The organism is Pseudomonas brassicacearum, from assembly GCF_918698105.1.
GTDB classification, from domain to species: domain Bacteria; phylum Pseudomonadota; class Gammaproteobacteria; order Pseudomonadales; family Pseudomonadaceae; genus Aquipseudomonas; species Aquipseudomonas brassicacearum_F.
On the sequence record NZ_CAKKMI010000007.1, the window covers coordinates 1 to 18093 of the forward strand.

At 60.9% G+C, this 18093-nt stretch carries 14 protein-coding genes, 3 tRNA genes and 1 riboswitch; of the genes, 2 read left to right on the top strand and 15 right to left on the bottom strand.

Annotated features, from left to right (window positions below):
• Positions 1–683: 683 nt before the first annotated feature.
• Positions 684–2126 (bottom strand): magnesium transporter, encoded by a 1443-nt coding sequence (gene mgtE / locus LQ215_RS04495; RefSeq protein ID WP_014339800.1) that lies wholly within the window; start codon positions 2124–2126, stop codon positions 684–686.
• 322 nt (positions 2127–2448) lie between these two features.
• On the opposite strand from mgtE, the gene LQ215_RS04500 reads away from it, so the two are divergent.
• A complete protein-coding gene (locus LQ215_RS04500) occupies positions 2449–2952 on the top strand; it encodes a cell envelope protein SmpA (protein WP_230147633.1) in 504 nt (167 codons plus the stop codon).
• 40 nt (positions 2953–2992) lie between these two features.
• Here the strand turns inward: LQ215_RS04500 and LQ215_RS04505 are convergent.
• The 7 genes from LQ215_RS04505 to ltaE form a co-directional block, all read right to left on the bottom strand.
• Positions 2993–3069, bottom strand: a tRNA-Arg gene (locus LQ215_RS04505).
• Between the two features lie 72 nt (positions 3070–3141).
• Positions 3142–3218, bottom strand: a tRNA-Arg gene (locus LQ215_RS04510).
• Between the two features lie 107 nt (positions 3219–3325).
• Positions 3326–3416 (bottom strand) — tRNA-Ser (locus tag LQ215_RS04515).
• A gap of 62 nt (positions 3417–3478) precedes the next feature.
• Positions 3479–3667: a carbon storage regulator CsrA gene (gene csrA, locus LQ215_RS04520; protein WP_003178872.1), complete on the bottom strand. Its 189-nt coding sequence runs from the start codon at positions 3665–3667 to the stop codon at positions 3479–3481.
• A gap of 183 nt (positions 3668–3850) precedes the next feature.
• Positions 3851–5092, bottom strand: a complete 1242-nt coding sequence (locus LQ215_RS04525) for an aspartate kinase (protein ID WP_230147557.1) — start codon at positions 5090–5092, stop codon at positions 3851–3853.
• 89 nt (positions 5093–5181) lie between these two features.
• Positions 5182–7803, bottom strand: coding sequence for an alanine--tRNA ligase (gene alaS / locus LQ215_RS04530; RefSeq protein WP_230147558.1), 2622 nt, complete (start codon positions 7801–7803; stop codon positions 5182–5184).
• Positions 7804–7949: 146 nt separating this feature from the next.
• On the bottom strand, positions 7950–8954 hold the full coding sequence (gene ltaE, locus LQ215_RS04535; protein ID WP_230147559.1) for a low-specificity L-threonine aldolase: 1005 nt from the start codon (positions 8952–8954) through the stop codon (positions 7950–7952).
• Between the two features lie 253 nt (positions 8955–9207).
• Positions 9208–9377, top strand: a riboswitch (FMN riboswitch).
• 100 nt (positions 9378–9477) lie between these two features.
• On the opposite strand from ltaE, the gene LQ215_RS04540 reads away from it, so the two are divergent.
• Entirely contained in the window at positions 9478–9987 is a 510-nt protein-coding gene (locus tag LQ215_RS04540) for a 6,7-dimethyl-8-ribityllumazine synthase (protein ID WP_230147560.1), read from the top strand.
• A gap of 123 nt (positions 9988–10110) precedes the next feature.
• Here the strand turns inward: LQ215_RS04540 and astE are convergent, their stop codons facing one another.
• The 7 genes from astE to LQ215_RS04575 form a co-directional block, all read right to left on the bottom strand.
• Positions 10111–11118 carry a succinylglutamate desuccinylase gene (astE, locus tag LQ215_RS04545; RefSeq protein ID WP_230147561.1) on the bottom strand — a complete coding sequence of 336 codons (1008 nt, stop codon included), beginning with the start codon at positions 11116–11118 and terminating at the stop codon, positions 10111–10113.
• 12 nt (positions 11119–11130) lie between these two features.
• A complete protein-coding gene (locus LQ215_RS04550) occupies positions 11131–11418 on the bottom strand; it encodes a hypothetical protein (RefSeq protein ID WP_003178862.1) in 288 nt (95 codons plus the stop codon).
• Positions 11419–11487: 69 nt separating this feature from the next.
• On the bottom strand, positions 11488–12834 hold the full coding sequence (gene astB, locus LQ215_RS04555) for an N-succinylarginine dihydrolase (RefSeq protein WP_230147562.1): 1347 nt from the start codon (positions 12832–12834) through the stop codon (positions 11488–11490).
• A 132-nt stretch (positions 12835–12966) separates the two neighbouring features.
• Positions 12967–14436 carry a succinylglutamate-semialdehyde dehydrogenase gene (astD, locus tag LQ215_RS04560; RefSeq protein WP_230147634.1) on the bottom strand — a complete coding sequence of 490 codons (1470 nt, stop codon included), beginning with the start codon at positions 14434–14436 and terminating at the stop codon, positions 12967–12969.
• On the bottom strand, positions 14433–15458 hold the full coding sequence (astA, locus tag LQ215_RS04565) for an arginine N-succinyltransferase (protein WP_018612658.1): 1026 nt from the start codon (positions 15456–15458) through the stop codon (positions 14433–14435). Before astA ends, astD begins: the two co-directional genes overlap by 4 nt.
• A gap of 54 nt (positions 15459–15512) precedes the next feature.
• On the bottom strand, positions 15513–16532 hold the full coding sequence (gene aruF / locus LQ215_RS04570; protein WP_092145236.1) for an arginine/ornithine succinyltransferase subunit alpha: 1020 nt from the start codon (positions 16530–16532) through the stop codon (positions 15513–15515).
• A 234-nt stretch (positions 16533–16766) separates the two neighbouring features.
• Positions 16767–17987 carry an aspartate aminotransferase family protein gene (locus tag LQ215_RS04575; RefSeq protein WP_230147563.1) on the bottom strand — a complete coding sequence of 407 codons (1221 nt, stop codon included), beginning with the start codon at positions 17985–17987 and terminating at the stop codon, positions 16767–16769.
• Positions 17988–18093 lie beyond the last annotated feature (106 nt).

The window sequence follows — 18093 nt, forward strand, 5'->3', positions numbered from 1 at the left end:
GGGTTGGTGTGTATATCCGTTTCTTCGGTAACGGCGGCTTAGGGTTCCGCCCTTACGGCGGCTCACTTTTGAAAAGCCCGGAAGCCGGCCCAGTCAAAAGTAAGCAAAACGCTTTTGCCCCACCACTCGGCACCTCGCCTAGGCTCGGTGTGCCCTCACTCCGGCATTGCTCCGTGGGCCCGCCGCGAAGGGCCATCCATGGCCCAGCGCGGCTACCTCGGCATCCGTGCCGAGGTGCCCACTGCACAATGCCTGCGTTCGGCCAGCGTGGTTAACGGGGCGCCGAGATCAACGTCCCCCACGAGGCGGCCTTATAGCCGACCTGGTTCTTCCGGTCGTACTCCGATCCAATTGTGGGAGCGAGCTTGCTCGCGAAGGCGGTGGTTCAGTCACATGGATGTTGGGCTTGCCGGCGTCATCGCGAGCAAGCTCGCTCCCACAGGTTTTGCGGTGCACACGGATTTTGTGCCTGCCAAAGATCCAATGTGGGAGCGAGCTTGCTCGCGATAGGGGTGGTGCAGTTGCATAGAGGCTGGACCTGCCTGCTGCTCTTGTCTTTGGTCTTGACGCCCCGCAATCCAAAAGAAGGCGCAAAAAAACGGCGCTTCCCATTTTTGAAGGAAGCGCCGTTTTTTCTAAGTGGACAGTATTACGCCAAACAGGCGGTTTTCTTGATGGGCGACTCAAAGCAGAAAAATCGTCGCCAATCCCAGGAAAATGAAGAACCCGCCACTGTCAGTCACCGCGGTAATCATCACACTGGCGCCCATGGCAGGGTCACGCCCCATGCGGGCCAATGTCATGGGGATCAGGACCCCCATCAATGCTGCCAACAACAGGTTGAGCGTCATCGCGGCCGTCATGACCACCCCCAGCGACCAGCTGCCATAGAGCAGATAAGCCACCACACCAATCACACCGCCCCAAATCACGCCGTTGATCAAGGACACAGCCAGTTCCTTGCGCATCAACCGCGAGGTATTACCGGTACTGACCTGGTCCAGCGCCATGGCGCGGACGATCATGGTGATGGTCTGGTTGCCAGAGTTGCCACCGATACCGGCGACAATGGGCATCAGCGCCGCAAGCGCCACCAGCTTCTCGATGGAGCCTTCGAACAGGCCGATGACCCGGGAGGCAACAAACGCTGTGATCAAATTGATCGCCAACCAGGCCCAGCGGTTACGCAGGGACTTCCAGACCGAGGCGAAGATGTCTTCTTCTTCGCGCAGACCGGCCATGTTGAGGACTTCGCTTTCGCTTTCCTCACGAATCAAGTCGACCATTTCATCGATGGTCAGACGGCCGATCAGCTTGCCGTTCTTGTCGACCACCGGCGCCGAAATCAAGTCATAACGTTCGAACGCCTGGGCCGCATCATAGGCGTCTTCGTCCGGGTGAAAGCTCACCGGATCGCTGGCCATCACCTCGGCCACCTGTTTTTCCGGGTCGTTGACGAGCAAACGCTTGATGGGCAGAACGCCCTTGAGCACGCCGTCGTAGTCGACCACAAACAGTTTGTCGGTATGCCCCGGCAGCTCCTTGAGGCGACGCAGGTAGCGCAAGACCACTTCAAGGCTGACGTCCTCTCGGATCGTCACCATCTCGAAGTCCATCAGCGCACCGACCTGCTCCTCGTCGTAGGACAACGCCGAGCGCACACGCTCACGCTGCTGGCCGTCGAGGGCCTCCATCAGTTCGTGGACAACGTCCCGCGGCAATTCGGGCGCAAGGTCGGCGAGTTCGTCGGCGTCCATTTCCTTGGCCGCCGCCAGCAACTCGTGATCATCCATGTCGGCGATCAGGGTTTCGCGAACCGAGTCCGACACTTCGAGCAGGATGTCACCGTCGCGATCAGCCTTGACCAACTGCCAGACCGTCAGGCGCTCTTCCAGTGGCAAGGCTTCAAGAATGTAGGCGACGTCGGCGGAGTGCAGATCATCGAGCTTGCGTTGCAGCTCGACGAGATTCTGCCGGTGGACCAGGTTCTCGACCCGGTCATGATGCGGACCTTCCTGGCGATGCGTCAGGTCTTCGACGACCCGCTGGCGCTGCAGCAGCTCAATAACTTGAGCGAGGCGATCCTGAAGGCTTTCCTGCGTTTTTTTTACTTCTACTTGGGTCATAGGCGAACTCCACTCCCAGCAGTGGAGCACGCCGGAAGGATCAATCAGTCAATTCATGATTGGCAAAACTAAATATTGAGTAACTACTGGGTAAGTCCATGGAGATATTCCAAAGCCCCGGCGGGGCTGACGGGCGCAATGATACACCGCTTGACGCTTTAAAACGCTAAAAAATCATGGCAAGAACAAGCGCTTGCGAGACAAACCTGAACACAGGCTGAACCTGTTCCTTTACGACGACTTATCCGGAAAAGAAAACACACGCCGCGGCAGAAATGCAGCGACTACCCTTCTCTTCTGCACCGTCAAGGAGGACGACCGGATGCATCCAAACCATTGCCTGTTCCTGCTCGCCTGCTTGCCCTGCCTGCCTTTGTGGGCTGCCGGGCAGACCGTGCATCGCTGCGAAAACACCGCAGGGCACGTGACATTCACCACCCTGAGCTGCGGCCCAGGAGAGGCCCTGTCGCTACAACAGATTCATCCATACCGCCCGGGTTCGACCGAACCGACGAGCGAGGCGATGCTGCCCGAAGCGGAGCACGGGCAAACATCCGGCAACAAAATCACGCGCAAGGAACCGACCGTGGTTGGCCAGTTCCAGGACCGCTGCGGCAACCTCATCGACGCCAGGCAACGCCGCGACGCCATCCTGGACCGACGCATCATCGCCGGCATGAGCCAACAGGACGTAGAGAGCGCCCTGGGCAAGCCAGACTCGATCAAAATTCGGAATTCGAGCACACGGTATACCTACAAGGCCAAGAAAGGTCGCAGCGCAGAGGTCGTGTTCGATGAAAGGGGGTGCGTGAAAGGCAAATCGTAGACAGCAAAAAGCCCGCGTTAAACGCGGGCTTCTTGGTGTTTGGTGCACTCGACAGGATTCGAACCTGTGACCGCTCGGTTCGTAGCCGAGTACTCTATCCAGCTGAGCTACGAGTGCAGGTTGTGGTTTTATACCAGATCACAACTGGTTGAAGCCAAGTTAATTGCATTGCTGCAAACAACTCTTAAATGGTGCACTCGACAGGATTCGAACCTGTGACCGCTCGGTTCGTAGCCGAGTACTCTATCCAGCTGAGCTACGAGTGCATTTGTTGCCGCGCATTATAGGTCGTCAATTCCTTTTGTAAAGCGCTTTTTTCAGTAATTTCAATCACTTACTGAACAAGCCAGGCTTTGACGCACTAAACGAATAATGGCGGAGAACGGGGGATTCGAACCCCCGACACCCTTTTGAGGTGTACTCCCTTAGCAGGGGAGCGCCTTCGGCCACTCGGCCAGCTCTCCGCAACACGGGGCGTATATTAACCACCTTCATCCCCGTTTGCAAACATAAAAATCGATAAAAATTAATGGCTTGGTTCGTCGTCCTTCTCTTTCTTGATACGCAGGTAAATTTCCTCGCGGTGTACAGCAACCTCTTTCGGGGCATTGACGCCGATACGCACCTGGTTTCCTTTGACGCCAAGCACGGTCACGGTGATTTCGCCATCGCCAATAATCAGGCTTTCTGCACACCGACGGGTCAGAATCAGCATACCTTTCTCCTCACGCAATTCACTAAGGGACAACAGTCTGCAAAAAAAAGGCATTGGACCTACAACCGAAACGGTCGAAGCCTACAGGCCTAGTATTGACCAGCGCGGGCAAAAGAACAGTTTTGGGACGCGCCATTCAGAAAAACAAAGGGCGCGGTCCAACCGCGCCCTTCGGACAACGCTTTACTCGCCCGGCTGGGCAGGTGCGTCGAGTTCGAAAGCCGTGTGCAGGGCGCGCACGGCCAGTTCCAGGTATTTCTCTTCGATCACCACGGAAACCTTGATTTCCGAGGTAGAGATCATCTGGATATTGATGCTTTCCTTGGCCAGGGATTCGAACATGCGGCTGGCTACGCCTGCGTGGGAGCGCATGCCGACACCGACGATCGAGACCTTGGCAATCTTGGTATCGCCCACCACTTCCCGGGCACCGATCTCGCTAGCGGTTTTTTTCAGTATCGCTTCGGCAGACTGGTAGTCGTTGCGGTGCACGGTGAAGGTGAAGTCAGTGGTGTTATCGTGCGAGACGTTCTGCACGATCATGTCGACTTCGATGTTCGCGGCACTGATCGGGCCGAGAATCTTGAACGCCACGCCGGGGGTGTCTGGCACGCCACGGATGGTCAGCTTGGCTTCATCGCGGTTGAAAGCGATGCCGGAAATGATCGGCTGTTCCATGGATTCCTCTTCATCAATAGTAATGAGGGTGCCCGGACCCTCTTTGAAGCTGTGCAGAACGCGCAGCGGAACGTTGTACTTGCCGGCGAATTCGACTGCCCGGATCTGCAGCACCTTCGAACCGAGGCTGGCCATTTCCAGCATTTCTTCGAACGTGATCTTGTCCAGGCGCTGGGCCACAGGCACCACGCGTGGATCGGTGGTGTAGACGCCGTCCACATCGGTGTAGATCTGGCATTCATCAGCCTTGAGGGCCGCTGCCAGCGCTACGCCCGTGGTGTCGGAACCCCCACGGCCGAGAGTGGTGATGTTGCCGTGCTCGTCCACGCCCTGGAAACCGGCGACGACCACGACACGGCCAGCCTTGAGGTCGCCACGAATCTTCTGGTCGTCGATCTGCAGGATACGCGCTTTGTTGTGCGCGCTGTCCGTCAGGATACGCACTTGGTTGCCGGTATAGGACACCGCCGGCACACCACGCTTGATCAGCGCCATGGCCAGCAACGCGATGGTCACCTGCTCGCCGGTGGAAACGATCACGTCCAGTTCCCGCGGAACCGGTTGCTGGTCGCCGCTGATTTGCTTGGCCAGATCGATCAGACGGTTGGTCTCGCCGCTCATTGCCGACAGCACAACCACCAGGTCATCGCCCGCCTCGCGGAATTTCTTAACCTTGTCGGCGACTTGTTCGATTCTCTCGACAGTGCCGACCGAGGTGCCTCCAAATTTCTGTACGATCAAAGCCATTTCAAAGCCGCCTCTGCCCATGAAGGGCGCCCAATAATCACTCAACAGCGGTCGGGCCCGTGACTAGACCACGAGCCCGCGGCGCTGCCTTAAATGCCCTGCTCTACAAATGCAACGGTTTGGGCCAGTGCCGCGTCCAGTGCGCCGACGTCGGTACCACCGCCTTGCGCCATGTCCGGACGACCACCGCCCTTGCCGCCCACTGCCGCAGCGGCTTGCTTCATCAAATCACCGGCTTTGAGTTGGCCAGTCAGGTCTTTGGTCACGCCTGCGACGAGAACGACCTTTTCCTCATGGACACTGCCGAGCAGGATCACTGCGCGGCCGAGTTTGTTTTTCAGTTGATCGACCAGCGCCAGCAGCGCCTTGCCATCCTGGCCGTCCAGACGCACGGCCAGCACTTTCACGCCCTTGACGTCCACCGCCTGGGCCGACAGATCGTCGCCCGCGGCGCTGGCGGCCTTGGCCTGCAACTGCTCGAGTTGCTTTTCCAGCAGGCGGTTGCGCTCCAGCACAGCCGACAGCTTGTCGATCAGGTTGTCGCGGCTGCCCTTGATCAGGGTGGCCGCTTCCTTGAGTTGTTCTTCGGCCGCGTTGAGGTATGCCAGGGCCGCCGCGCCGGTGACCGCTTCGATCCGGCGCACGCCGGATGCCACGCCACCTTCGCTGATGATTTTCATCAGGCCGATGTCACCGGTCCGGTTGGCGTGGATGCCACCGCACAGCTCAACGGAGAAGTCGCCCATGCTCAGCACGCGCACGCTGTCGCCGTATTTCTCGCCGAACAACGCCATCGCGCCCTTGCGCTTGGCGGTCTCGATGTCGGTTTCTTCGGTTTCCACCGGGGAGTTCTTGCGAATCTCGGCGTTGACGATTTCTTCCAGCGCCTTGAGCTGCTCAGGCTTGATGGCTTCGAAATGGCTGAAGTCGAAGCGCAGGCGCTGACTGTCCACCAACGAACCCTTCTGCTGGACATGCTCGCCCAGCACCTGGCGCAACGCCGCGTGCAGCAAGTGCGTGGCGGAGTGGTTCAGCGACGTGGCATGCCGGACCTCGGCGTCGACATGGGCGGCCACCGGGGCGGCGATCATCAGGCTGCCCGACGCCAGCACGCCGTGGTGCAGGAAGGCGCCGCCGGTCTTGGTGGTGTCGCGCACGTCGAAACGCGAGTTGCCCGCCTGCAGGTAACCGCTGTCGCCGATCTGGCCGCCGGATTCGGCGTAGAACGGGGTCTTGTCCAGCACGATCACGCCTTCCTGGCCTTCGCTCAGGATGTCGACCGATTGCCCGTCCTTATAGATGGCAACGATCTTGGCCGAGCCGGTGGTGCCTGCATAACCGGTGAACTCGGTGGCCACGTCAACCTTGACCAGGCTGTTGTAGTCCATACCGAAGGAACTGGCGGAACGCGCACGCACCCGCTGGGCGTCCATCTCGCGCTCGAAACCTTCCTCGTCGAGGGTCAGGTTGCGTTCGCGGGCGATATCGCCGGTCAGGTCCATCGGGAAACCGTAGGTGTCGTACAGTTTGAACACCACATCGCCCGGGACCACGTTGCCCTTGAGCTCGGCCAGGTCCTGCTCGAGGATCTTCAGGCCTTGCTCCAGGGTCTTGGCGAACTGCTCTTCTTCAGCCTTGAGCACACGTTCGATGTGCGCCTGCTGGGACTTGAGCTCCGGGAAGGCATCGCCCATCTCGGCCGCCAATGCCGCGACGATCTGATAGAAGAAGCTGCCCTTGGCGCCCAGCTTGTTGCCGTGACGGCAGGCGCGACGGATGATCCGGCGCAGCACATAACCGCGGCCTTCGTTGGAAGGCAGCACACCGTCGGCAATCAGGAAACCGCAGGAACGGATGTGGTCGGCCACCACTTTGAGCGATGCCTGGTTGTCGTTGGTGCAACCGATGGCCTGGGCCGACGCGCTCAGCAGGCTCTGGAACAGGTCGATTTCGTAGTTGGAGTGAACGTGCTGCAGCACCGCACTGATCCGTTCCAGGCCCATGCCGGTGTCGACCGACGGCGCTGGCAACGGATGCAACACGCCATCGGCGGTGCGGTTGAATTGCATGAACACGTTGTTCCAGATCTCGATGTAGCGGTCGCCGTCTTCTTCCGGCGAGCCGGGTGGGCCGCCCCAGATGTCGGCGCCGTGATCGTAGAAAATCTCGGTGCACGGGCCGCACGGGCCGGTGTCACCCATGGTCCAGAAGTTATCGGAGGCGTAAGGCGCGCCTTTGTTGTCGCCGATGCGCACCATGCGCTCAGCCGGGACACCGACTTCTTTGGTCCAGATGTCATAGGCTTCGTCGTCGGTGGCGTAGACCGTTACCCAGAGCTTCTCCTTGGGCAGGTTCAGCCACTTGTCGGAGGTCAGGAAGGTCCAGGCGAAGGTGATGGCGTCGCGCTTGAAATAGTCACCGAAGCTGAAGTTACCCAGCATTTCGAAGAAGGTGTGGTGACGAGCGGTATAACCGACGTTCTCCAGGTCGTTGTGCTTGCCGCCGGCACGCACGCACTTCTGGCTGCTCACCGCACGGGTGTAGGCACGTTTTTCCTGGCCCAGGAAGCAGTCCTTGAACTGGTTCATCCCCGCGTTGGTGAACAGCAGGGTCGGGTCGTTGCCCGGAATCAAAGAGCTGGAGGCTACTCGGGTGTGGCCTTGCTCTTCGAAGAAGCGAAGGAAGGCTTCACGGATTTCTGCGCTTTTCATTAGGTTCTTCCACGGAGGCTGCGGCCAAAGGCCTGTGCAAAACGTCAACAGACGAAGCAACGGCAAAGGGCCGCATTATATCGGCCCTTCGCGTGGGGTACAGCGTGTTTATGCGATAGAAACTGTCAATTGGCCCGGTTGACGGGTCACTGGCGGGAAAATTCGACGAAAGTGCTGATCACCTGGTCGATTTGCGCCGCGCTCACGTCCATGTGCGTCACCATTCGCAGGCGTGGCGCCGCGCTGAGCTTGACGCCTCGTTTATCGGCAAAGGCCTTGATCGCCTCGGCCCGCTCGCCCATTTGCACGTAGATCATGTTGGTCTGCACCGGCTCGACCTCGTAACCCGCCGCACGCAAGCCCTCGGCGAGCCGCTGGGCATTGGCGTGGTCATCGGCCAGGCGCTGGACCTGATGCTCCAGGGCGTACAGCCCCGCCGCCGCGAGAATCCCGGCCTGGCGCATGCCGCCCCCGACCATCTTGCGCAGCCGGCGGGCCTTGCCGATCAGCTCGACGCTGCCGCACAGGACCGAGCCCACCGGCGCGCCGAGGCCCTTGGACAGGCACACCGACACCGAATCGAAGTACTGCGTGATCTCGCGAGCATCGACATTCAGCTTGACCGCGGCGTTGTACAGCCGGGCCCCGTCCAAATGCAGGGCCAGGCCATGTTCCTGGGTGAAACGCCGGGCCCGCGCCAGGTATTCCAGCGGCAGCACCTTGCCCTGCATGGTGTTTTCCAGGGCCAGCAGGCGGGTGCGGGCAAAGTGGAAGTCATCGGGCTTGATCGCTGCTGCGACGTGCGCCAGGTCCAGGGAACCGTCCGCCTGTACCTCCAGGGGCTGGGGCTGGATCGAACCGAGCACGGCCGCACCGCCGCCTTCGTATTTGTAGGTGTGGGCCTGCTGGCCGACGATGTATTCGTCGCCGCGCTCGCAGTGGGCCATCAACCCCAACAGGTTGCTCATGGTGCCCGTGGGCACGAACAGTGCTGCGGCAAACCCCAAACGCGCGGCCAGTTCGGCTTCGAGGCGATTGACGGTCGGGTCTTCCCCATACACATCGTCGCCGGTCGGCGCACTGGCCATGGCATCCAGCATGCCGGCGGTAGGTTGGGTGACCGTGTCGCTGCGAAGATCGATAACACTCATGAATCTGGCCTCGGGCTCAGGTGGAGGGGAATTCCCTTTCGAAGGGCAATTACTGCGGGCATGGCGAGGAATAATCAAGCCCAGGACGACACGAACCAACAGATTATTCAAAACCCTGTGGGAGCGAGCTTGCTCGCGATGACGGCGGCACATTCAGCAGCGATGCAAGCTGATCCACCGCCATCGCGAGCAAGCTCGCTCCCACAAGGGGTTATGTGTTAAAAATCGTCCGCCGTCACAAAGCGTGACGGCAAAACGTTCTCAGGGCGGGGTGTAATTCCCCACCGGCGGTAATTGCACGCAACGCGCATAGCCCGCGAGCGCTTGGCGGTGCACCACTTTTTCAGGGTGTAGCGGCAAGGTCAGCAGACCCGGTGTGATTCCGGGGCCGACGGTCATAGTCCGGATGAAGAGAGAACGGGATTGGCACCCAAGGGCCGTCTGCGGCTGCCTGCGCGCGACGTACCCTCGAATCCCCTTCGATTCATGACGCCCTGTTTTTCACACAAACAGGAACCAGAACATGCAACCCACTGCAATCGACAGCAAAAGCAAAAGTCATCCGGGCGAGCGCGTCGCGTTCATCCAGGCGTGCTGGCATAAGGAAATCGTCGACCAGAGCCGTAAAGGCTTCGTCGCCGAAATGATCACCCAGGGTTATCAGGAAGGTGATATCGACTTCTTCGAAGTCGGTGGCGCCTTCGAGATTCCGCTGCACGCCAAGCTGCTGGCCAAGTCTGGCCGCTACGCCGGCATCGTCGCCGCCGGCCTGGTGGTGGACGGTGGCATCTACCGTCACGAGTTCGTCGCCCAATCGGTGATCAGTGGCCTGATGCAGGTCCAGCTGGAAACCGAAGTGCCGGTGTTCTCGGTCGTGCTCACGCCGCATCACTTCCATGCTGGGGAAGAACATCAGAAGTTCTTCTTCGAGCATTTCGTGCACAAGGGCCAGGAAGCGGCGAAGACCTGCGCCGATACGTTGCACAAGACCCGGGCGTTGCGCCGTAGTGAGCAGCGGGCGGTGGCGGTCTAAAAGCCGCTAAAAAACCTGTGGGAGCGAGCTTGCTCGCGATGGCGGTGGTTCAGCCTGCATTAATGTTGACTGATACATCGCTATCGCGAGCAAGCTCGCTCCCACAATAGTTCGGTGTGGGTTTTAGATCAGGTTTTCATCGGTCGCCGGCACGATCAGGATCCCGGCCCGCAAGCCATTCTTGACCTTGGGGTTCGGAAAGATGATCCGGGCACCCTCTTCTTCGATCACCCAGCGGGTCTGGGCGATGTCTTCGGCCAGCACGTAGCCTTTCCCCAATTCCGAGAAGTTCTCGATGTCCGCCGGCAGGTTCAGGCGGAAACTGTCGCTGTGCTTGATGATTTCCCGAGCCACGCTGAACAGTTGCAGGCCGTCGAGCCCTTCATCCAGCTCCGGCTCGTTGCCCTCGATGATCTGTTGCAGGCGGGTTTCCAGCAGGCCGACATTGACGCCGTCGTTCTGCCCGAATGGCCGGGCCTTGCCCAGTTCCAGGGTGAAGGACTCGGCACCGAGCTGGTCGTAGGTGTAGGCGCTGAACACAATGGAAGGCTTGTTCTGCAGCAGCACCGCCTCCATGCCTCCGGCACGCAGGCGTGCCAGCTCACGGCGTGAATGCTGGCGACCTTCTTTCCATGGATAGAGCGCGAACTGCTCGATCTTCGAGCCACGAATTGCAGTGTGCAGGTCGTAGTGCAAGCGGCTGCGTTCCGGCCGACTGAAGAAACTGGCGGCCAAGCGCTCCAGCTCGCAGGCCCGCAGCGCCTCAGGACCGCCGCTCAGCTCATGGCGACCATTGAACAGCCGGTTGACGTCCTGTTCGACGAAACGCTCACCGCGCCGGATGGCCTCGGGGTTGCCGAACAGGAACAGAATGCGTGCCCGCGGCTTCAGATCACCACGGGCAATGTCATGCAGCAGACGGTCGAGCAATTCGATCGGCGCGGTTTCGTTGCCGTGGATACCGGCCGACAGCAGCAGGTCCAGGCCGTTGTCCCGGGCTTCGGGCGGCTTGACCTCCAGCGCGCCCTCGCTCAACCAGCGCATCCGTACGCCTTCGACAGTCAGTTGAGTCTTCTCCGCCGGTTCACGGCCGGCGAGGGTCAGTTCAAGCAGTTTGCCGAGGGCGAGCATAGCGCGGTTTCCTTAATGGTCGTGGCCGCAATCCGGGCCATGGACATGGTCATCGTCGCCGACGTCCGCCGGTTCCATTTCCAGTTGCAGGCTGACCAGGTTGGTTGCCAATGGACGCAACAGCAGGTTGGCGTATTCCTCGTCCCCTTCCTCGACATCGACGCCGATCAGCAACTGACCGCGGCCATCCTGCTGGATCCACAACTCCTTGCCTTGCCACATCACCGCGACGCGGGTGCAGGAGGTTTCCAATTGGGTGCCGTCGGTGTCTTCAAGGATCAGCTGCAGGGTATCGCTCATGTCTTTACATTCTCGTCTGGGGATAAGGCAACGCGCCCTGCTTTGACTGTAGTCAGGTCGCGCGCGCTTTCAATTGATCTGGAAAGGATAAACCGCGCCAAGTTTAAGGATTTGTGTCAGTTCATCCAGTGCCGCACGGCATTCGAGCAGCAACTGCGGGTCTGCCAGATCATTTTCGGTCATGCGGTCGCGGTAGTGCCGCTCGACCCATTGGGTCAGCGAATCGTACAGCGGCGCGGTCATGATAACCCCTGGGTTGACGGCCGCCAGCTCGGTTTCATTGAGGGCCACGCGCAACCTCAGGCAAGCCGGGCCGCCACCGTTCTGCATGCTTTGCTTGAGGTCGAAGACCTTCACTTCGCGAATCACCCCGCCAGCGCCCGTCAGGCCTTGCAGGTATTGCCAGACGCGTTCGTTGCTACGGCATTCTTCCGGCACGATCAACAGCATCGAACCGTCGGGACGCGACAGCAACTGGCTATTGAACAGGTAGGAACGTACCGCATCATCGACGGTGACCGCCGAACGCGGTACGCACACCGATTGAAATTTCCCACCGACCTTGGCGAGTTTGCTGCTCAATTCGGCCAGCATCTTCTCGGTCTCGAGAAACGCGTCCTCGTGATAGAACAGCACTTCGCCATTGCCCACCGCGATCACGTCGTTGTGGAACACACCCTGGTCGATCACCGATGGGTTCTGTTGGGCGTACACCACGCCCTCCTCCCTGAGCCCATGCAGGCGGGCAACGGCCTGGGAAGCTTCCAGGGTCTGGCGCGCCGGGTATTTCTGCGGTGCAGGGTAACGAGTGTCGAAGGCACTGCGACCGAACACGAAGAACTCGACACCGGCCTCGCCGTAGGCGCGGCAGAAACGGGTGTGGTTGGCCGCGCCTTCGTCGCCGAACTGCGCCACCGCCGGCAAGGCGGCGTGGTGGGCGAAGTGTTGCGGGTTGGCGAACATCGCCCCCAGCACGCGACTGGTGGTCGGATGTTCGATGCTGCGGTGGTATTTGCAGTTCAGGTTGGCGGCGGTGAAATGCACGCGACCATCGGCGGTGTCGGCGCTTGGGCTGACCGTGGCGGCGTTGGCCACCCACATGCTGGAGGCCGAGCAACTGGCAACCAGCAGCGGCATGGCTTCTTTCGCGGCCTGCTGGATGACCTGGGCATCGCTGCCGGCAAAGCCCAACCGGCGCAGGGCCGCCACGTCCGGGCGTTCCTGTGGCGCCAGCACACCTTGCTGGAAACCCATGTCCATCAGCGCTTTCATTTTCGCCAGGCCTTGCAACGCCGCTTCCTTGGGGTTGGAGGACTGTTGGCTGTTGCTCTGGGACGCGACGTTGCCGTACGAGAGCCCGCCGTAGTTATGGGTCGGCCCCACTAGACCGTCAAAGTTGACTTCATAGGATTTCATCAGCGAGGCTCCACGAGAATCTGTTTTTTATAGGCATCAATAACAACCGAGTCGCGGCTATCGCGGGCAAGCCTTGCTCCCACAGGCCAGATACAAAACCAGTGGGAGCAAGGCTTGCCCGCGATGGCGGTCTCAAGACATGCGCACGCCGGGGGTCAGGGCAGCCGGCATCACAAGGCTTGGTGTCTCCAGGGAAGCCACTGGATACGCGCAATAATCGGCCGCGTAATAAGCACTGGCGCGATGGTTGCCCGAGGCGCCGACACCGCCGAACGGCGCGCTGCTGGCGGCGCCGGTCAGCTGTTTGTTCCAGTTGACGATACCGGCGCGGCTTTGCAGCCAGAACTGCTGGTAACGCGCCTGGGAATCGGACAGCAACCCGGCGGCCAGGCCATATTGCGTATTGTTGGCCTCGGTGATTGCGGCTGCGAAATCCTTGTAGCGGATCACTTGCAGCAACGGCCCGAACAACTCTTCATCAGGCCGCTCGGCCACCGCCGTCACGTCCAGGATACCCGGCGTCAGCAACGCGGCCTGGGCCTGCGGTTGGGTCATGCTCAACAGCGGCACGGCGCCTTTGCCCAGCAAATGGTTTTGCGCATCCATCAGCGCCTTCGCCGCGGCCAGGGAAATCACCGAGCCCATGAACGGCGCCGGTTGCTGGTCGAAGGCACCGACTTCAAGGGTCGAGCTGACCGCCACCAGGCGCGCCAGCAAGGCATCGCCCCAGGCGCCTTCCGGCACCAGCAGGCGGCGCGCACAGGTGCAGCGCTGCCCGGCAGAAATGAATGCGGACTGAATAATGGTGTAGACCGCCGCATCGACGTCCGCCACCTCATCCACCACCAGCGGGTTGTTACCGCCCATTTCCAGCGCGAGGATCTTGTCCGGGCGCCCGGAAAATTGTTGGTGCAACAGATTGCCGGTGCGACTGGAGCCGGTGAAAAACAGCCCGTCGATGCCTGGGTTCGCCGCCAGGGCGATGCCGGTTTCCCGCGCGCCTTGCAGCAGGTTCAGTACGCCCGCCGGCAGACCGGCCTCGACCCAGCACTTGACCGTCAGCTCGGCGACTTTCGGCGTCAGCTCGCTCGGCTTGAACAACACGCTGTTGCCGGCCAGCAGTGCCGGCACGATGTGGCCGTTGGGCAAATGGCCGGGGAAGTTGTAGGGGCCGAACACCGCCACCACACCGTGGGGCTTGTGGCGCAGCACAGCGGTGGCGTCGCCCAGGGGGCCGCTCTTCTCGCCGGTCCGCTCGCGGTAGCTCTGCACCGAAATGGCGACTTTGTTGACCATGCTGGTCACTTCGGTCGCCGCTTCCCACAACGGCTTGCCGGTTTCTTCACCGATGCAATGGGCCAGTTCGTCCGCGTGGTTTTTCAGGGCGACGGCAAAGGCTTCCAGCACCTGGATGCGTTCATCCAGCGAGCGCCGAGCCCAGTCCGGGAACGCCTGGCGCGCGGCCTGCACCGCCGATTCCACTTGCGCGGCGGTGGCGCCGTTACCCGACCACACCACCTGTTGGGTCACCGGATTCAAGGATTCAAAGAGGTCGCCCTGGCCTTCCAGCCAGCTTCCTGCGATGTACAGCGAGTTCATTATTTCGACTCCCGGGCAGCAGACAACGCGACGGCACGCACCTGATCGCCAGCGTTGAGTTGAAGACGCTTGGCGGTCAGTGGATCGACCACCAGTGTGCCGGCGGCAAAGCGCGCCGGCGCAGCGGTGATGCGGCAGTCTTCGCGCTTGCGGTTATGGATGAGGAACGGCGTGGCATCGTCGCCCGGCGTACCGATGGCCAGGACCAGCGCCTGACTGTCGCGAATCGCGCGGATCTTGCCGGTTTCGCATTCCACCGCCGGGCCGGCGTCGAAGATGTCGACGTAACCCTGGTAGCTGAAACCTTCGCTCTTGAGCATCGACAAGGCCGGTTCGGTATCCGGATGAACCTGGCCGATCACGGCCCGGGCGTCTTCGGACAAGAAACAGGTATACAGCGGGAACTTGGGCATCAGTTCGGCGATGAACGCCTTGTTGCCCACCCCGGTGAGGTAATCGGCCTGGCTGAATTCCATTTTGAAGAAGTGCCGGCCCAGGCTTTCCCAGAACGGTGAACGCCCGTTGTCGTCGGACATGCCGCGCATCTCGGCGATGATCTTGTTGCCGAACAACTGTGGGAATTCGGCAATGAACAACAGCCGCGCCTTGGCCAGCATGCGGCCATTGAGGCCACTGCGGAAATCGGCATGCAGGAACAGCGAGCACAGCTCGGAATTGCCGGTCAGGTCGTTGGCCAGGAACAGGGTCGGGATTTCCCGATAGATGTTCAGTTCCTGGGAAGCGCTGACCGTCAGGCCGACCCGGAAGTTGTACCAGGGCTCACGCAGCCCCACGGCACCGGCGATGGCGGAAATGCCCACCACGCGACCGTCGTCGTCTTCGAGCACGAACAGGTAGTCCGCGTCACCACGCCCGGCTTCGCCGCGAAAGGTCTTCTCGGCCCAGCCGACCCGATGGGCCAGGCGTTCTTCGTTGGCCGGCAAGGTGGTCAGGCCGGTGCCGGTGCTGCGGGCCAGGGCGATCAGAGCGGGTAAATCGCTGCTGCGTACGGGACGAACGATCATGCTATCTCCTCAAACGGGTCGCTCACGCCACCCGCGAAACTCAGCTGTAAAGCGTTAAACCGCTACCAGGCGCACGCTGGCACCCTCGCCAACGCCCAAGGCTTCGGCCGCTTCCATGTCCAGCGTCACAGGCTTGCCCGGCGCGTAGTCGAGTTCGAGCAGCACGGCGCGGTAATCCTGCAATTGGGCATTGGCCACCAGGTACTGGCGGCCGGCACCCTTGACCGGTTCGCCGATCTTGACCGGCACCACGCGGCTCTGGGCAATCGAGCGGATGCCCGAGACACGGGCATGCAGGGTCGGGCCACCGTCGAAGATGTCGATGTAGTGATCGGTCTCGAAACCCTCGCGCATCAGGATGTCGAAGGTGATCTGCGCCCGCGGATGGACCTGGCCCATGGCTTCCTGGGCGGCGTCCGGCAACAGCGGCACGTAGATCGGGTAATGGGGCATCAGCTCGGCGAGAAAGGTACGGCTTTTCAGCCCGCACAAGCGCTCGGCGGCGGCGTAGTTGAGGTCGAAGAAGTTGCGACCGATGGCGTCCCAGAACGGCGAGTCGCCATTCTCATCGCTGTAGCCGACGATCTCGGTCACCACCGAATCGGCGAACCGCTCCGGATGGCTGGCGACGAACAGCAGGCGTCCGCGGGAATTGAGTTCCGACCACGGCGAGCCCACCAGTTCCGGCACCACGTAGAAACTGGTCAGCAGGCTGTTGCCCGTCAGGTCGTGGCACTGGGAGAGCACGTGGATCTTGTTGTGGATCTTCAGTTCACGGGAGGCGTGAACGAAAGTCTCGTTACGAAAGCTGTAGAACGGTTCGGAATAACCGGCCGAAGCAACGATGGCCGAACAGCCCACCAGCTTGCCGGTCGTGGTGTCTTCAAGGACGAAGAAATAACTCTCTTCACCGTTGAAGCTGACTTCGGCGGCGAACGAGGCTTCGCTTGCGGCGATCTTGTCGCTCAGGCGTTCCACGTCATCCGGCAAGGAAGTGACACCGATCGGACTGTCCGCAGCCAGACGCTGTACCTCGCCCAGATCAGCCATTTGCGCGGGGCGCATCACCAGCATGGTGTCACTCCTTAACTTGAAATAAAGGGCTCGACCGTCAGGTCGATACACAGAAAAAAACTAAACGAACACCCTGGCCCGCGTTGCATCTGCGGCGGTCTTCGATGTTTCAGCCGCTGCAAGACTCCTGTGGGAGCGAGCTTGCTCGCGATAGCGCAGTGTCAGCCAACATTCATTTCACTGAGGCACCGCTATCGCGAGCAAGCTCGCTCCCACAAGGGGTCCGGCTCAGCCTTAGGCTTGGGTCAACTTCGCCGCGGCCCGCTCGAAGCGGTCCAGGCCTTCGTCGATGTCGGCGTCTTCCACTACCAGGCTCGGAGCAAAGCGAATCACGTCCGGGCCGGCTTGCAGGATCATCAGGCCTTCCTGTTCGGCGGCGTTGAAGATGTCCTTGGCCTTGCCTTTCCAGGCGTCGTTCAACACGCAGCCGATCAGCAGGCCCAGGCCACGCACTTGAGTGAACAGGCCGTACTTCTCGCCGATCTGCTCCAGGCGAGCCTTGAACTTGTGATGCTTGGCTTTGACACCCGCGAGCACTTCAGGGGTATTGACCACATCGATCACCGCTTCGCCCACCGCGCAAGCCAGCGGGTTGCCGCCGTAGGTGGTGCCGTGGGTGCCGACAACCAGATGCTTGGCCAGCGCTTCGGTGGTGAGCATCGCCGCGATCGGGAAACCACCGCCCAGGCTCTTGGCGCTGGTGAGGATGTCCGGGACCACGCCGTAGTGCATGTAGGCGAACAGATGACCGCTGCGGCCCATGCCGGTCTGCACTTCGTCGAACACCAACAGCGCGTCGTGGGCATTGCACAGGTCACGGGCGCCTTGCAGGTAAGCCTGCTCGGCCGGCAGCACACCGCCCTCGCCCTGGATCGGCTCCAGCACCACGGCGCAGGTCTTGTCCGAAATGGCGGCTTTCAAAGCGGCCAGGTCGTTGTAAGGAACGTGGGTGATGCCGGTAATTTTAGGTCCGAAGCCGTCGGAGTACTTCGATTGCCCGCCAACATTGACGGTGAACAGGGTGCGACCGTGGAAGCTATTGAGCGCGGCGATGATTTCGTATTTTTCGCTGCCGAAACGATCGAACGCGACGCGACGGGCGAGCTTGAAGGCGGCCTCGTTAGCTTCGGCGCCGGAGTTGCAGAAGAACGCGCGCTCGGCAAAAGTCGCGTTGACCAGCTTATGGGCCAGGCGCAGGGCCGGTTCGTTGGTGAAGACGTTGGACACGTGCCACAGCTTGTTGGCCTGTTCGGTCAGAGCGCCGACCAGTGCCGGGTGGGCATGGCCCAGTACGTTGACTGCGATACCGCCAGCAAAGTCGATCAACTCACGACCGGATTGGTCCCATACGCGGGAACCGGCGCCACGCACAGGTATGAAGGCTGCAGGTGCATAGTTGGGAACCATAACCTGGTCGAAATCGGCGCGTTGTACCGCGGCTTGCTCAACGGACATCGGAGTCTCCTGATGAGGAACACCCGCCTGGAACTGGCGGGCTTGGTAAGGATTGTAAGGACAGTTTTCAGCCCGGCCTTGCCGCCAAGCGACAACTTCTTATAGC

What these genes read in the sequence shown, in the direction of transcription:
- csrA (WP_003178872.1), bottom strand. Translation starts at nt 3,667, where the DNA reads ATGCTGATTCTGACCCGTCGGTGTGCAGAAAGCCTGATTATTGGCGAT.
- LQ215_RS04540 (WP_230147560.1), top strand. Translation starts at nt 9,478, where the DNA reads ATGCAACCCACTGCAATCGACAGCAAAAGCAAAAGTCATCCGGGCGAG.
- aruF (WP_092145236.1), bottom strand. Translation starts at nt 16,532, where the DNA reads ATGCTGGTGATGCGCCCCGCGCAAATGGCTGATCTGGGCGAGGTACAG.
- astA (WP_018612658.1), bottom strand. Translation starts at nt 15,458, where the DNA reads ATGATCGTTCGTCCCGTACGCAGCAGCGATTTACCCGCTCTGATCGCC.
- LQ215_RS04550 (WP_003178862.1), bottom strand. Translation starts at nt 11,418, where the DNA reads ATGAGCGATACCCTGCAGCTGATCCTTGAAGACACCGACGGCACCCAA.
- LQ215_RS04575 (WP_230147563.1), bottom strand. Translation starts at nt 17,987, where the DNA reads ATGTCCGTTGAGCAAGCCGCGGTACAACGCGCCGATTTCGACCAGGTT.
- LQ215_RS04525 (WP_230147557.1), bottom strand. Translation starts at nt 5,092, where the DNA reads ATGGCTTTGATCGTACAGAAATTTGGAGGCACCTCGGTCGGCACTGTC.
- mgtE (WP_014339800.1), bottom strand. Translation starts at nt 2,126, where the DNA reads ATGACCCAAGTAGAAGTAAAAAAAACGCAGGAAAGCCTTCAGGATCGC.
- astB (WP_230147562.1), bottom strand. Translation starts at nt 12,834, where the DNA reads ATGAAATCCTATGAAGTCAACTTTGACGGTCTAGTGGGGCCGACCCAT.
- alaS (WP_230147558.1), bottom strand. Translation starts at nt 7,803, where the DNA reads ATGAAAAGCGCAGAAATCCGTGAAGCCTTCCTTCGCTTCTTCGAAGAG.
- astE (WP_230147561.1), bottom strand. Translation starts at nt 11,118, where the DNA reads ATGCTCGCCCTCGGCAAACTGCTTGAACTGACCCTCGCCGGCCGTGAA.
- ltaE (WP_230147559.1), bottom strand. Translation starts at nt 8,954, where the DNA reads ATGAGTGTTATCGATCTTCGCAGCGACACGGTCACCCAACCTACCGCC.
- LQ215_RS04500 (WP_230147633.1), top strand. Translation starts at nt 2,449, where the DNA reads ATGCATCCAAACCATTGCCTGTTCCTGCTCGCCTGCTTGCCCTGCCTG.